This window comes from Endozoicomonas sp. Mp262 (assembly GCF_025643335.1).
In the GTDB taxonomy this organism is placed as follows: domain Bacteria; phylum Pseudomonadota; class Gammaproteobacteria; order Pseudomonadales; family Endozoicomonadaceae; genus Endonucleibacter.
On record NZ_CP092489.1, the window covers coordinates 3,100,040 to 3,114,857 of the forward strand.

The 14,818-nt window shown below is 43.6% G+C and carries 14 protein-coding genes; 9 read left to right on the forward strand and 5 right to left on the reverse strand.

Features of this window, described 5'->3' with window-relative positions:
* Positions 1 to 5: 5 nt before the first annotated feature.
* Positions 6 to 599 carry a hypothetical protein gene (locus tag MJ595_RS13620; protein WP_263078476.1) on the forward strand — a complete coding sequence of 198 codons (594 nt, stop codon included), beginning with the start codon at positions 6 to 8 and terminating at the stop codon, positions 597 to 599.
* A 164-nt stretch (positions 600 to 763) separates the two neighbouring features.
* Here the strand turns inward: MJ595_RS13620 and MJ595_RS13625 are convergent, their stop codons facing one another.
* Positions 764 to 1,264 (reverse strand): hypothetical protein, encoded by a 501-nt coding sequence (locus MJ595_RS13625; RefSeq protein ID WP_263078477.1) that lies wholly within the window; start codon positions 1,262 to 1,264, stop codon positions 764 to 766.
* A gap of 236 nt (positions 1,265 to 1,500) precedes the next feature.
* Between MJ595_RS13625 and MJ595_RS13630 the strand changes: the two genes are divergently transcribed.
* The 4 genes from MJ595_RS13630 to MJ595_RS13645 all read left to right on the forward strand — a co-directional run bounded on the left by MJ595_RS13630 (position 1,501) and on the right by MJ595_RS13645 (position 6,757).
* A complete protein-coding gene (locus tag MJ595_RS13630; RefSeq protein WP_263078479.1) occupies positions 1,501 to 3,366 on the forward strand; it encodes a hypothetical protein in 1,866 nt (621 codons plus the stop codon).
* Between the two features lie 302 nt (positions 3,367 to 3,668).
* On the forward strand, positions 3,669 to 3,809 hold the full coding sequence (locus MJ595_RS13635; protein WP_263078480.1) for a hypothetical protein: 141 nt from the start codon (positions 3,669 to 3,671) through the stop codon (positions 3,807 to 3,809).
* 511 nt (positions 3,810 to 4,320) lie between these two features.
* Complete coding sequence (gene clcA, locus MJ595_RS13640) at positions 4,321 to 5,697, forward strand: H(+)/Cl(-) exchange transporter ClcA (protein WP_263078482.1); 1,377 nt, start codon at positions 4,321 to 4,323, stop codon at positions 5,695 to 5,697.
* A 517-nt stretch (positions 5,698 to 6,214) separates the two neighbouring features.
* Positions 6,215 to 6,757 (forward strand): hypothetical protein, encoded by a 543-nt coding sequence (locus MJ595_RS13645; RefSeq protein ID WP_263078483.1) that lies wholly within the window; start codon positions 6,215 to 6,217, stop codon positions 6,755 to 6,757.
* 501 nt (positions 6,758 to 7,258) lie between these two features.
* On the opposite strand, the gene MJ595_RS13650 is transcribed toward MJ595_RS13645, so the two are convergent.
* Positions 7,259 to 8,503: a saccharopine dehydrogenase NADP-binding domain-containing protein gene (locus tag MJ595_RS13650; RefSeq protein WP_263078484.1), complete on the reverse strand. Its 1,245-nt coding sequence runs from the start codon at positions 8,501 to 8,503 to the stop codon at positions 7,259 to 7,261.
* 693 nt (positions 8,504 to 9,196) lie between these two features.
* Between MJ595_RS13650 and MJ595_RS13655 the strand changes: the two genes are divergently transcribed.
* Positions 9,197 to 9,457 carry a hypothetical protein gene (locus MJ595_RS13655; protein ID WP_263078485.1) on the forward strand — a complete coding sequence of 87 codons (261 nt, stop codon included), beginning with the start codon at positions 9,197 to 9,199 and terminating at the stop codon, positions 9,455 to 9,457.
* A gap of 37 nt (positions 9,458 to 9,494) precedes the next feature.
* On the opposite strand, the gene MJ595_RS13660 is transcribed toward MJ595_RS13655, so the two are convergent.
* A complete protein-coding gene (locus MJ595_RS13660) occupies positions 9,495 to 11,168 on the reverse strand; it encodes a transposase (RefSeq protein ID WP_263078486.1) in 1,674 nt (557 codons plus the stop codon).
* Between the two features lie 82 nt (positions 11,169 to 11,250).
* Here MJ595_RS13660 and MJ595_RS13665 point away from each other — a divergent pair, with 82 nt between their 5' ends.
* A complete protein-coding gene (locus tag MJ595_RS13665) occupies positions 11,251 to 11,595 on the forward strand; it encodes a hypothetical protein (RefSeq protein WP_263078487.1) in 345 nt (114 codons plus the stop codon).
* A 212-nt stretch (positions 11,596 to 11,807) separates the two neighbouring features.
* Here MJ595_RS13665 and MJ595_RS13670 read toward each other — a convergent pair whose 3' ends face one another.
* The gene (locus MJ595_RS13670) at positions 11,808 to 12,740 is read right to left on the reverse strand and encodes an endonuclease/exonuclease/phosphatase family protein (protein WP_263322508.1); all 933 of its coding nucleotides are present in this window, start codon (positions 12,738 to 12,740) and stop codon (positions 11,808 to 11,810) included.
* 223 nt (positions 12,741 to 12,963) lie between these two features.
* On the opposite strand from MJ595_RS13670, the gene MJ595_RS13675 reads away from it, so the two are divergent.
* Both MJ595_RS13675 and MJ595_RS13680 read left to right on the forward strand, forming a co-directional pair.
* Positions 12,964 to 13,539, forward strand: a complete 576-nt coding sequence (locus MJ595_RS13675; protein WP_263078488.1) for an HNH endonuclease — start codon at positions 12,964 to 12,966, stop codon at positions 13,537 to 13,539.
* Between the two features lie 28 nt (positions 13,540 to 13,567).
* Entirely contained in the window at positions 13,568 to 13,834 is a 267-nt protein-coding gene (locus MJ595_RS13680) for a hypothetical protein (protein WP_263078489.1), read from the forward strand.
* Positions 13,835 to 13,909: 75 nt separating this feature from the next.
* Here MJ595_RS13680 and MJ595_RS13685 read toward each other — a convergent pair whose 3' ends face one another.
* The gene (locus tag MJ595_RS13685; RefSeq protein ID WP_263078216.1) at positions 13,910 to 14,788 is read right to left on the reverse strand and encodes an IS982 family transposase; all 879 of its coding nucleotides are present in this window, start codon (positions 14,786 to 14,788) and stop codon (positions 13,910 to 13,912) included.
* Positions 14,789 to 14,818: the final 30 nt, after the last annotated feature.

The following is a 14,818-nucleotide window of genomic DNA, read 5'->3' on the forward strand; positions in this document are numbered from 1 at the left end:
CCGTTATGTTACCCAATACAACGAACAGTCAGAATGCAGCATTAATCAACTCGATTTCAGGAGAGACCCAAGCTCCTGCGAGAGCTACCTTAAGGTCTGCCAAAAGGCGTCTGTTTACTCCCGATGATGATGCACAGGGAACCCAGGGTCTCGGTGGTGTTATAGATCCGTTACGCTCAAACCCTTCTAATCAAATACTGTCAGCAAGAGTGACTCAAGTTATCAGTACCGATTGCAGGGGAGCCAGCTCCTTAAACCCTTCTGCTGGTGAGCCAGAGCCTAAAAAAGCACGGATTGAAGCAGCGGCTGATGTCTTTGTTATCAGTGGAGATAAAACCGAAGACTCACCCTTTAAACCCATAAGTCCCAAAAAATCGGTGATAACTTTAACTGTAGTGAAGCCTCAATTAAGAGCAGGAAAGGAAGGGGGCTGTAGGGATAGCTCACCAATTAAAGAAAACGTTTCAAGTCAACCTGGCCGGAGGGTTTCACCCAGAAAGAAACATAAGGTTTCAGGTCCCAGAGCGGATATACACCCAGAGACAGCGAGTCCAAAAGCATTCGTTAAATACGGTATCGGAAAAAAAACGATTAACTAAGACATCGTCTTAAAAGTCTGAATCTAAACCGCGCCCAGTTAGAGAACTGGAATTTGATAGAGCTGTGATGGGCGTGCTTTAGTAATCGCTTCGCTTGATGATAATAGACTAAAAGAAACAATGGAGCCTGCGGCAGTCCGGCTGCTGCAGGCGTTATTGCTATATCAGGCAGCACTCTTTAGTGTCTGTGCTACCCACTGTCCGAACTCGACACCATCCATTTTTAGCTCATCTCCGCCCATGAGGTCGGCCTGGATGCGGAAGAAGTTGACATACAATGTGTTACCCTTAAGGTAGAAGTCATCCATGTGCAGAGGCAGAGTTACCACTTCATAATCACCCTCTAAACCCGGATCTTTAAATGACATGACTTTCAGGGGGGCCATCATAGCCTCCATCAGCCCCATATCCTCCATGGCCCACATATTGTTATTCCAGAAACGTGATTCACACTTGTGATCAGCGCTGAATCTTTCCCGGTTACTGATGGCGCTCAAAGCCCGGCGTACAGACTCGGATGTAAACTGTTCGGTGTATACCGGCTGCATTAACTCATGATCCGCAATGGACATGATGAATTCTTCCCCAACCTTATCCCTGTCACTGGTAGCCTGCCAGAAGTAATAAACCAGCTCCATAACTTCCATATTCATTTTGATCGCCATGACTGCTCCTTACTAGTGCTCTCGTCCGTGGCATAACTGCTTATTGGCTATGCCTCCCCAGACTCATTTAAGGGTTATGCCTATCACTCTTTCAAGTTACGGTGCCGTTACTCTTTAGAACTGACTCAATATCGGACAGAAGGAGTGATTGGTATAAGTACGGCAGTTATCCTAAACCTAATAGATGCTCTATTTTTATGATGGAAGGCAATAAAAGGTGAATAAAAATACACTGATTGAGTCTGTTAGCAGGGAAATCAACTATCAGCTTAGTAAAGCTGGATGATCTGTCTTTGAATCAGGTGATACCTATCCATAAAAAGTATAGATTGGCTATAGGGTTAAATGGATTAACTCTATACTCTATAAATTATTCTGTAGAAGTGTGGATAAGTTTTATGATCACAAACTTACCGCAGGTAAAAAATAAAATAGCAACCACGATTATCAGCCTATTAATTTTTTTCAATTCTTTAGCATTTAGCTGTGAAAAACACCCTGATGCGAAAATTATAGAAAAAAGCGATGGCTCGGGATATATCTGTGAGGTGTGTTATCAAGAGTCTTTAAAACAGTCCAATAGTGTTTTGGATTATAAGCCCCAAGGTAAACCCATTGGTGATTCAGCTCATGTTTCAGATGTCTTTAGTAATATGGCGACATGGAAAAATGATATAGTAGAAATATACCCAGAGAGCAGTACTGAAAAAGCACCTTCTGATCATGCGCTTAGGTCATTTTCACAAAAAACAGAAGTATGGGAGGAATGGGGAGATGCAGTGCAATATGTAGGCTATAGCCCTGAAGGTATATCAACTGGTTTACAGTGTACAGGGGTTGATGAAAATGCAATCTCGCTTATACATGACTGCCTTTTTAGTATTGGCCTGCACTTCAATAGCTCTGTAAAAGATGTGGCCTATCTAGAGACAAGGATGAACTTGCTAGAAGATTATTTTGATTTGTTGGGCAGGCGATATTTATATGGAGATATCAATGTTGGGGGTAAATCGGTGAGGCTACAACATCTTGATGTGCCGGTAAAAGGAGCAGGGGTAGGAATGTTACCGGAATTTGATCAGATTGTAGAAAGGTTATCAGATGAAAAATGTGCAATTTTAGAGATTAAAATAGAGCGTACATCTTGTTATTTTTTAATGGTTGTAGATCTGCCTGAGGAAGCGGTTTATCTATTGAATAGGAGAAAGTCTGTTGCTGTTGCAATGGGTAAAGATTTAATTGAAGGGTTGGAGACATTATATTTTGACGTTAATGTTTATAATATAGAACCTGTTGCCAATACAGTTTTTTTTAGGAAAAACCTTCTAAAATCAGGTGAACTGGCTAAAAATAGTAGAATGCCTGTTGGTCAAACAGATGATGATAAAGCGGACTATCAGTCTGTAATCGATATGTTTGGCAGGTTGAGTTTGAGTGAGGAGTCTGGAAAACATCATCGGTTATTAAAAAAAATTGCCAGAGGAATAAATGGAAAAAGAAAAACATTTGAGCTTTCAAAGCCTTGTAAATTTGAAGCTATACCATTGAACTCATTATTAAGTCAGGCATTTTCTGTAGAACCTCCGCTAGTAAATCCCGAGGTTGGAATTATCAGGTTTGCTCTTGAATGTCCTTATTTTTGCAGGTTTGAGATGAATGGGGATACTTATATGAAGCAGTGTGAGAAGAATAATAAACAAAACTTTATTGGTTATGTTACCACGTTAATGGGCGATACGCTTGAAGGTCGGAAAGAGGGTGTTTTATGTGATTTTGTTGAGGAGGTAAAAATAAATAAAAAGAAAAGCTGGCTACTGAAAGCTCATGGAATGACTCCTGATGAAGTGATGCTTGAAGTTTTTATTGTACGGATACGGGATGGAAAGTGGAATATTATTCAGCCATTTACAGGCTACTGGACTATTCCTGATGATAAACGTCACTTAACCGATGTTTATAAGGTTTTAACTATTTTATTTGAAGATAACTCTCCTATTGAGTTTTATGATGTTACTCATATGTCAAACCCCCATACCAAAGGCCTGGAGGCTCAAGGAAGTAGCTATGACTCTTTACCCGAACTGGTTAGCGATTCAGATTAGTTAAAAAGTCAAGCCATATATTTTCCTGTTATGCGGGTTGTGCAATACCAAAAATTCTCCCGCCATTACTTTGATCGCTATTTATCCTCAGGATTAGATAATCTGGAATACTGTGTTTATATACAGTATTATTCCGTTGGGATATACTTTTACCACTGTGAGAATAGCCTATAGCTACACGAGCACTCCCCATGATGGGTGCTTTATTCCAAAAATTTTACAGAACAAGAAAAGAGGTTGTCCTTAACTCCCTGTTGGGGTCAGGTCAAAGGGCAGGCAGAAGAGATACGAGGAACACTCTTATGAGCCGTGAAATCTATCATATGTCCATTTATCGTGCGATACGCCAATTATCTGTTGCCCAGTTAACCACTCTTTTTGCGGATAATCCGCCTCTGCTGGCTGCGGTGGTGAGGGCGCATGTCAGGGCGAGGATAGGGTGATATTTATTGGCTGGAGAGGGCTGTATGATGGCCGTGGATAGAAGCTGGGGGTGGTTCTGTCTTTTTGGGTGAAGTGTCAAGGGTTTTTCAGCTATAGAAAATAGAGTGCGCATGGTTATGATATTCAAACGTTATTTCTGTGCTTTCATAGTGACTGGATAGTTCTTGACAAAAATTTCATTTGGTATAGTTCTTATCCGTACCATCCGCTATTGTCGCAACCTGATAATCAGGTTATCTTCAATTGAAAACGGCAACAATGATCGGCTCCTTCTGGCAAGGCCAGGTAGGTTTCTGCTGGTTAGATACCCTTAAACTATAGCTATGCCGTACGGTTCTTTTTTTCAGGTCAAAAGAACATAACCCCGGATGCTTGATATCCGGGGTGAACTATTGTCTTCGCACCCAAACTCCAATATTTAACAACCATATTCGTATGCTGCTACAGGACCAGTCTGTAAATGGCCAGCGCTGTAGTGTGCGTTATTTTTTACGAGGGCATTGAATTTCTATGCAGCGACAAAGGATGCGGCCAGAAAATAGCAAAAAGAACTTCTCTTTTAATCCGGTAAGAGAGCGGTCACCTGCATTATTTATCATGGCATTGTTGGCCGGATTGATTGGTGGAGCTTTTGCCGGAATGTATGCCTGGGTGGAGTCCTGGCTAACGGAGTTTCGGATAATATTAGCCAGTAGTGGTGAGACTAGCGAAGTGGTGCTGGTATTTGGCGCTGGATTGCTGGCAGGGTTTGGCTTTTGGCTGGTGTTTCGGTTTGCTCCTGTGGCTGGGGGCAGTGGCATTCCAGAGGTAGAAGGTGCCCTTGAGGATATTCGTCCGGCACCCTGGAAACGGGTTCTGCCTGTGAAGTTTATTGCGGGTATCTGTACTATGGCCAGTGGCATGATTCTCGGTCGGGAAGGACCTTCGGTTCAAATGGGGGCCTATTCCGGAAAAATGATTGCTGATTTGTTTCGGCTCAGCAATAACAGCAGTCATATACTATTAGCCACTGGCGCAGCCGCAGGACTGGCTGCCGCTTTTAATGCACCTCTGGCGGGTATTTTATTTGTTATCGAAGAGATGCGTCTGCAGTTCCGTTATGGCTTTACCTCTGTGAAAGCGGTGTTTATCGGTACCATTGCCGGAGCCTTGGTAGTACAAATGTGGATGGATCAATCACCAGCCCTGTCCATGCCCGTGTTCCATGAGCAGCCGCTTCAATCTCTTTGGTTGTACCTCGGTCTGGGAACTTTGTTTGGTTTTCTGGGAATTTTCTTTAACAAAGTATTGCTGGTGGTTTTGGATGGTTATGCCAAGCTAGTCGCTGGCAGTGTGTATCGCTTTGTGATTCTGGGCTGTTTGCTGGGTATGCTGGCGGCTGGCTTAAGTATTACAACACCAGAGCTGACCGGTGGTGGACTGGAAGTTATTAATGATGTTGTTCAAACACCGCTTTCGCTCTTCACATTATTTAGCCTGTTTATATTGCGATTTGCCTTGACCATGGTCTTCTATGGTTCAGGTGCTCCCGGAGGTATTTTTGCGCCTATGCTGGCTCTGGGAACCCTGGCTGGCTTGTTTTTTGGTTATATAGCGAACGCCCTGGTTCCTGAGTTGGTGACAAGCCCGGGTGTCTTTGCCATTGCCGGTATGGGAGCGCTATTTGCTGCAACCGTCCGGGCACCATTAACCGGCACTGTGCTGGTACTTGAAATGACGGATAATTATTCACTGATATTACCTATGATTATTACGTGTCTGGGAGCTACACTGGTTGCCCAGTGGTTGGGTGGTCGTCCAATCTATAGTCAACTACTTGAACGAACCCTGCGTATCAAGGCAGAAAAAGAGCGGAGCGAAGCGGTAAATCCAGTGCTTGGGATATAATCCAATCCATGAATATTACTGTATTTCGCGCCTTCAACAGCCCCTAGAGGCTGTTTGACAGTAGACTGCCCTACTGTAGTCATAGTACAAGGTATTTTATACCAGGCAGAGGTACGGAGGTTTATATTTGGAGAATATAAAAATTTTGTATTTCCAGAGCCTCCGTCGTGATGAAAAGACACCTTTCCACTGCTCTTGTGGATAAGCCATTGGAAAAGCACTGAGTTAGTTTCTGCAAGACGGTAAAAAAAGCATTAAACAGATTAGGTTGTTTTTTGATCGATTATTGATAGAAGACGATGCCCTATTTATAAAAAACAGTTAATTCTACGAGATTGCTAGGGTGTTTAGGCAATATGTGATAATAATTTGAAGGGAGGGAGCCACTGAGCTCACGATCAAACGTCAACAGCCCCTAGGCATTTTACCCGGAATATTCGGGTTGACGAGTGGAGTGCTTTCAGGAATAGCGCACTGAAGGGGATATCCGGTGGCAGCAGGGAATAAGGACAATAAGATGAGCATGCATGAAAAAATATGGAGCAAGCTTCCAGAAAAGTTTAATTTTGTCGTATGGGATGAGGGTGGATTCAGTGGCTTTTGTCAGCGACCTGTTTTTGATCGGGAGGCCAACTGCTGGATCTCGGGAAATTCAAAACAGCCTGATTGGCAGGATATACGCTGCAGTGCGTTACCACGACCTTTTCAGAGGTTAAGCCGATTGAGTGCCAGAGTGGCCATATTGCAAAGGCCGTCATCATGGGATGGTGAATTAAGGGCAGGCGATGCCGTAAAGGTAAGGCGGGTCGACCATATGTTTACCGTCAATGGTTTCTTTAATAATGAAAAAATATGGCTTGAAAGTTCTCAAACCAGCAAAATAACGATTACTGCACTGGATAAGATCGTTCTGGTTAATGGAATGGGAGCAAAAGGAAAGTTATTTGCCCGGGTTGAGATAGCAGATGATCACCCTGGCCTTCCTCCTGAGGTTTATAATAATGCTGTCGTAGATGCTGATAAAGCTATGGATATATTAAGAAGAATGTGTCGGAACTAGATACATTAAAAGACTCTTTTTTTACTTAAATAAAGGCATCAGGCCGAGCATTATGCTTCCAACAATGACTTTTGTATTCTATACAGACCTGTTTTGCGGCCAGAATGCCTGTGGGAATTCTATTACTTTTCTTATCCTGTCAGATAACACCAGTCACTCATTCTAACCACAGTTTATGCAACTGTTATGGGTGATTGGCATTAATCATTCGCAACAGTGAATAAATTTTCAGGGCTGGTGTGAATAAAATCCTTCCTATTTCCTATATTGACTAATTTCAGTGGTTTATCCAAGGGTGTCTAAAAAATAGACAGTTTTGTTTTATACGATAATTTACGTTATTTTTGTTGCAACTAACGGGTTACCCAATGCTTTATCCACAAAATCTGTGACTCGTGTATAACCGTGTGAATATCCATTGAATAAAACCACGCCCAGTTGGGGAGCTGCTGTTTGATAGGTCAGGGCAAGGCGTGGTTTATAAAAATAGGTTTTTTCAATTTAATCGCTGTTAGCCATAATCTGGAAAGTCAGTCCTGCATACTCCGTTAAGCGATCAATCAGTTTGTGGCCAAACAAGGTGGCCGGCGTCCAGAAACCACCTGGTTGATCACTCTTTGCTATGTCGTAGGCAAGACAAATGGCAGCTTGACCCAGTATTTTTGCTGTTGATCCATACCCGGGATCCCGGTCACCTGTTACGCGTGTGTAGACTGTTTTGCCACTTTCAGTTGAGCCAAGGAAATGCAGGTCATAAAAGCCTTTAGCTTGCTTCCTTGGGGATGGGCCTTCTCCGGGCTTGGGGAGTATGAACTTTTTGAGTGCCCAGCGGCTGGGTTTTATTGCTGCGCCTACCATAAGTGCTGTCAGTCCTGTCGTTAATAGTGCTGCATTTTTTTTGCCTCTGAGTCCCCTGCCTGTCAGCATGGCCTCATCGTATTTGAAATTACCGCCATAAAGGTTATTGGCCAGGGCGTTGGAGCGGTGAACGATGCGGGTATTAATGCCAGACATGATGAATGGTGCTGACCAGGATTTAAAGTCATCATCGTAACGGGGGGATTTAATATTGAATTGCATGGCGCTATAGCGGTGTCCTTCGGGGCATAGCACAAAAGGATTGGCCAGGTCTTTTCTGAGCTGGGGGCTTTTGCTTGCTTCTTTTACGATGTTAACAATACTGGCGGCAGTCCCCCCGGAAAACCCTCCTTTTAATTTTTTTACCCGCATCTTGATAGTGGTACAGGGTTCCTTAAAAGCATTGAGTGCATATTGCTGTAAAAAATAGACGCCCAGGTCCGAGGGCACAGAGTCAAAACCACAGCAGTGAACAATCCGGGCACCAGACTCTTTTGCTTCACCTTGATAAAACTCAATCATCTGCTTGATCCACTGTACTTCACCGGTCAGGTCGCAGTAGTCTGTACCGGTTTCAACACACGCTTTTATCAAAGGTTCTCCGTATAGGGCATAGGGGCCGACAGTGGATATGATAACACGGGTTTGGTTACAAAGTGCTTTTAGGGATGTTTCATCCTTTGCATCAGCGATCAAGATAGGCAGTTCTTTCGCGGAGTCACCTAGTTTTCGTTTGAGCTTTTCAAGCTTGTCTTGGGATCGTCCGGCAATGGCCCATTTGCAGTTATCAGAACCGTTACTAAAGTATTCGAGTAAATACCGGGTCAGAATTTTTCCAACAAAGCTGGTGGCGCCAAAGACCACGAGATCATAGTTTGAGCTGTTCAAAAGTTGTCCTTTGTTATAGTGCTGACAAATTCACTGACAGCTAGGCAGCTAACTTTAGCAGGCTGTGAATTGTCTAAGGTTATTGTGGGATTCAGCTGCTACGTATTGTGTAAAAAACGACATTCGTCGGCAAGTATATTGCTTGTTGAAGATGATAAACTGTGGTGCTGTTTCTGTTCGTGACAGTCATCGACCCCAACTACCCGAAATCACCTATGGTGATTTTTGAGGGTTACTCCCTCAGGCGTTGATAATGGGGAGGTTTATAAAGTTGGCACAATGTGTGCTTTTAATAAACTGCAAATCAGGCATATGGCTTTATGGATGAAGCCCCGCAAGGAAGCAAAACTATAAGAAACGGAGTGCCTGGTCTGGCTTTATCGATAGCATCTTGCAAGGATGCGTTGAAAAAAACAACAATAAGGACGACCTGGAAACAAGATATTATCGATAGAGAGTGCATGGATGCCTCGCTCATAACAAGGATAGGCGTTTAAGTGGCCCCTGGTTCCGTTGACCGGAAGGGGGCTTTTTTTTGTTTTTCTAAAATAGCCATAAAGTAGCTCTGGAAAATAGCATGAAAAAAGATTTTCTGTTTCTTTGTCATAGGTGTAAATGTAGAAAAGCTTAATCATCGATGGGAGATGAAAATACGCTATAATCGGTCTTTGTAACTAGAAAATTGAAATAAAAATGCAAAAGATATTTTTATTTGTTTTAGTTTTATTTTCTTCAGCTTGCCTGGCTGGTAACTATGATGGTTTAGAACAATTAATAGCCGATATGGATGTTGTTGGAGTCCAAAGCTTTATAGACCAGGTTGAAGATAAAGCAGACTTAAAAAAATATTTTAATAGAATAGAGCAGCCTATTCTAGAATATTTCTTTTCATTACCCTCTATGGGGGGAAAAAACGGTGGAGATGCTTTCGATTTTGTTATTCTATGGGGCTGATCCAAATGCTTTCTTAATAAATGATGATCGTAAGTTCTCAATAACTGCTGGTTAACCCACACGAAAAGTCGCTGGATGCTTGTTCTATCAGGTCGGGCAACCAGGGAAAACTGCCACTGCCCATGATTCGATCTTTCAGATAATGCCAAAACGATAAACCGTACAACCGGCAAGTTTTTTTCAGGCTGGCAAACGTATCCCGGCACTTTCTTCCCGCTTTGCTTTTTGTGCCGCCGCTGATTTTTCGTCGTTTCACGTATTCCCGTATTTGGCTTTCGCTCAGGTTGTTATGGAGCGGAAGGCTTGGAGCATCGAGTACCTGTAGCAATTCCTTCTCTATAACGACCAGCCCTGACAGTGCGTCCTGTAAATCAGGAAAGTCTACCTGGGTATTAGTCAGGGCCTTGAAATCGCGACGTATGTTTTGAGCTTTACTTTTATCGGGGCTGGCCTTGAAGACTTTTAAATCGTTGTAGATAGCCCAGAACCATGTACGACACCAGTACTGTGCACTGGCTTGCTGCTCATTGACCGGGTGGACTTTAGCCAATCCCCGCTCCGCATGAACCCAGCATTGAGCATGGTTGAATACGTTGAACTGCTGAGCACCATCACTGAATGTGGTCAGGTGTCCCATACCATGAGCCATTAAGCTGCTGTAAATAAGCGCTTCTGCTGCTTGCTTGCGCCGGGTCTTTCCCGTTAGCCCATGGTCGTTAAGGGCTGCTTCCCAGGCTTCCCGGTTTAAAAACGTAACGCCCATGTATTGCCTGATGATGCTTAGCCACTTCTCCGGGTAATCAAATTTTTCCAGATAGTCCAAGGCGTCCTGCGTGACGGAATAAGTCTTCCAGGGGCGATGCAAGAGGCTCAGGAAGTTTTCCCTACTCTTACTGCCTGTGCTCTCAAACCAGGCAAATAGCTCATTGTTGATAATGGTACAGTAGCCATTTTGTCCTTTATGCCTAGCTCCGGTGTCATCGGTCTGGATGTAGCGGGAGCATTTGAACCCTGTTGCCAGCAAAGCGTCTTTTTCTTCATGAAAGTCAGTATGACCTTCAGTGAGTAGCCGATGAAGTTCTCCCGCGGACATTGAGATTCCTATATCCCACAACCAGTCCAACAGCTGCGGCTGAGTCACCGAGCAACCGTGATGCTGGTACAACAAATAGGACTGGAGTTGTGGTCCATAGTGATGTCCATGCAGGCTTTCGGGAGGTTTTGCTGTGATGGTTTGTCCGTCGGGCGTCTGCCATTGCTCCAAATGATACTCGACCGTGAACGCCTGAATAGTCAGCTCTTGTACAGAAAAAGAGCTAAATCCGTTTGGTGTCGAACCAGACGGGACATCAGATACTTCTACGGTGATGATTTTTTCTGTTGCTGGCTTATCAGGCTGTTGGCGATTTTTTCGTGTTCGTTCGCCAGGCTTCTCAACCTTACGTTTCCCTGAATTATCAGGCGGTTCGTTGTCATCACCGGGACCATTATCACCCTTTTTACCATCATCTTTTGGTTTTGTATTGGGTCTGATATCAGGCTTTGGCGGCAGTTTTTTAAGACGACGAATCTGCGCTTGCAGTGCCTCAACAAGCGCTTGAAGCTTCGCTATCTGCTCTTGCTGCTGAGTAATCTGCCCTTGCTGCTGAGCAACAAGATTCAGTAATCTCGCAGGTGAGTACACTTGCTCTTGATTGATTGGGGGTTGCATGAGGGAAGGATAGATGTATATCAGAATTTTGCAGCTATCCAGCAGTTATTGAGAACTTACTGATGATCATTATTATCATATTTTGAGCTATGCTCAGAAAGTTGATGAAATACTAATTTTATTAATTTATGGTGCGGATGATACGGTACATTTCAGTTGGGAGTATTCTGATGCTCTGGTAAATGAAAGATATACGCACATAGTTTTATATAATGTATTTAGAAAATTTCACTTCCGTGAAAAACTAGCCTGGTTAAAAAAATATGGAAGGCCAGTAAAAAATAAAGAGCTTAAGGTCATTAAGGAGGATTTTCCCTTGCGGGAAATAGATGAGTTGGAAAAGTTTATGCAATCTAACAGGCCTTTCTGTGAAATGGCGGAAAAGTTAAGGCTGTTTATGGGAGAATATGGTGTTCCTGTAGATTAGTTAGAATATTTTAAATAAAAACTCCTTTTTCATAATAAAAAGGAGCTTTTTTGGCATTATCAATTAGAGCTTTAAATCAACCCAAACCATCCTATGGTCTGAGGCGACTTCTTTCCCATAACAATTTTTTTCCATGGGATTCTTGCAGTCCTGTTTTTTGACCAGATAGTGATAGGGTTCATCTGATGCAGGCCAGAATACGCCTGAGCCGGTTACGCTAAGGCCGGAAGAGGGTAAAACATGGTCCAGATGGAGGTTGCTGGTATTGGTGATGCTTTCCGGATAAACAGCTTGCGGCTATCTACGCCCAGCTGAACATACTCAACGGCTCCCGAGGAGGTTGGAATATTACCTGAGCTGATTTGCTGATTAATTCGCTCATGGTTTAGCAGGTTGTTTATAGGGCCTTTATCGCCATCCCCCACATAAGCATCGGCATTCATATCCCCGGCAATTACAAAAGAGGCATTGGGCATCAAGCCGCCGTTAGTGCCTTTGTCATCATAGATATAGATGCTGTCGGCAGGGTTCCCGGATATATAGTCAACCCAGAATTTGACTTCATCCGCATTACGCAATGTATTGTGCTTGATGGGGTTATCAGAAATAGGGGGAGCAGGGTGGGATACCAGGAAGTGTACAGTCTTGTTATTGGGAAGTTTGACTGGCAGGTCAACATGGTTTTTTGATGAGAGCGGCAGGTTGTTCCACTCTTCCTCGGTATACCAGGCGTTACCGATATTTTTCAGGCAATAGTTATAGATTGGACCATTGTCTTTTTTATCCCTGGCGGCATTGCAGCTTTCTTTATCTGCTATTACCGGGTTGGTTGCGCGGATATCTTTCCATTTAAAATTCTGGAATGTCCGCATGTTGTCCGTATCCAGAGGGTAGCGTGACAATACGGTAAATGCATATTGGCCATGGTATTGGCCAAAGCCTATGGCATCATCGGGGCTACCGACTTTGCCATCCTTATCCAGATCCATACCGGTTATTTGTTTACCGGTATTGGTGGCAAAGTTATAGGTATAGGGATAATCAATAGGGGTTGATCCATTCTGGGCTACTGCCAGGTAATTTTTGCGGAAACCGTCAATGGCTTGCATATCGGAACCGGTTCCATCATTGTTGAATTCATTCAGACAGTCTTGTTACTTAAGCCAGTAAATTTGCCATTATATTTTTGCTGCGATAAAAAAACACTGATGCTGATCATGATTTGATCAATAAATAACAGGTTTAAACTGGCCTGAATTTTCGGTACAACTAGAGAAAGTAGGTCGAGGTTTTGTTGGTATTACAAGCTTATGTTAACAGAGCACGGTATCTGCAAAAAAATCGTTATGGAAAACGGAAGTCGTACTTATGCATATTCTCCGGCTAAATAAAGCCGGGCAACCTATTGACTGGTTGACCTGGCAGGAAGCGGTCTGTTTATATTCGAGAGATCTTGTCTGTTGGAGTATGGGGGATATTATTTACCGTATTCGTGGAGGTACTAATCGCATCAGTGGCTATAAAACAGTGATTGAGTTACCCAGTATCATTGCCTGTGGTGGTGCAAAATTGGTGCGTCCCCGTGATAACCCGGCGCTGAGTAATCCGGCGTTGTTTGAGAGGGATGGTTACCATTGTATGTACTGTGGCAAGCCATTTCATCGCAGTATGCTGACTCGTGATCATATTATTCCCAGTTCCAGGGGAGGGCGGGATGTTTGGGAAAACGTGGTGGCAGCCTGCAAACGGTGTAATCAGCACAAGGATAATCATTTGCTGGAGGAGACGGGGATGTCCCTGATTGCGTTGCCATATCGCCCAAATACTGCGGAATACCTGGCTTTGGTCAATAGTCGAAGAATTCTACCGGATCAGGCTGACTTTCTCAGTCGGCAGTTTTCTTCCAACTGTCGTTGGAAAAGGTCCGGAGCATGGCTTCAATAAACTTGCCGGTTAAATAATGGGGAAGCCTATGAAGCTGTTGATTAAGTTATTTTGTGGGGCAGCCTTTGCTATTTTGATTTGGCAAATGTCTCCGTATGTCTCATGGGATGGCTCTGCCGCTACCTTTGCCATTGATGGCAACTCTTCAGGGAATGGTAGTAGTCGACAAAAAATGCTAATTATCCTGTTTAGTCCGGTAACTATTATTGGGTTAACCTTCGCGATGATGGGGTGTTTTATCTCTACTGTAGCGGAAATCTATAAGTGGGCAAGCCGACCATCAATAAAAGCCTAGGGAGTGTTTTATCCTGTGCTCTTTGTGTTTCTGTGGTGAATCAAAACACCTCTTGACCTGAGTTCGACATAACGGTTAAGCAACCAACTCAACCAGCCCCGTATGCTGAATGCTCAGAGAAGGCTTCTTTTTTTGAAACGTATAGGCTATAAGCCCTGCCAGCAAGTTCACCATAAAATTGAACTTTGAGCGGTGGCGGGTGTGCTCTATCTGAGAGATATTTTTCAACTGATCGTTGACCGTCTCAATGATTGCACGCCCTCTCAGCAGTACTTTATCAAAAGCAGGCAGGTTCTGAGGTTTCATGTTTTTCCTGCGCGTCGTAATCAGGTCAACATCGTATTTTTCTTTTAAAAGCTGGGCTTTGGCCTTGGATATATAGCCTTTGTCGCCGAACAGCTTACCAAACAAGTGGCAGCACATATCTTCAAGAACAGCACGATCATCGGTATTACCTGATGTACACTTAACCGCCAGCAACTCACCGGTATCATTGATAATCAGGTGAAGCTTAAAGCCGTAATACCAGTGTGTAGAAGACTTACCCCAGCCTGCTTCATCTTTAAACACTTTATGGCGCAGAGCCCGACTTTTTTCACAGACAGCGATGCCGGTTGAATCTATATAAGAAATGCCAGACACCTTGCCATATCGTGTCTGCAAGAAAGCTGAGAGTACCATAAGCGCTTGTGGCATCAGCTCAACAAACCGATTGTAGCTGACTAGCCCGTGAAAGTGCTTATGCCAGTATTTACAGACATGATTAATATAGAAGTGCTTCAGACAACGATAGCCTTTAGCATGAAATAGGATGACGATCGTTGCCACTTCGCTGATTGATAGAGACTGTTTACGAATGCGCTTGCGGCCACAATGCTCGATCAGATACTGGTTTAGCTTTGGTTCAAATTGCTTGCAAAAATCGTCTACCCTGCAAAATACCTTGGTCAGCACAGCACTACTCCACCCCTAATCAGCGTGGTA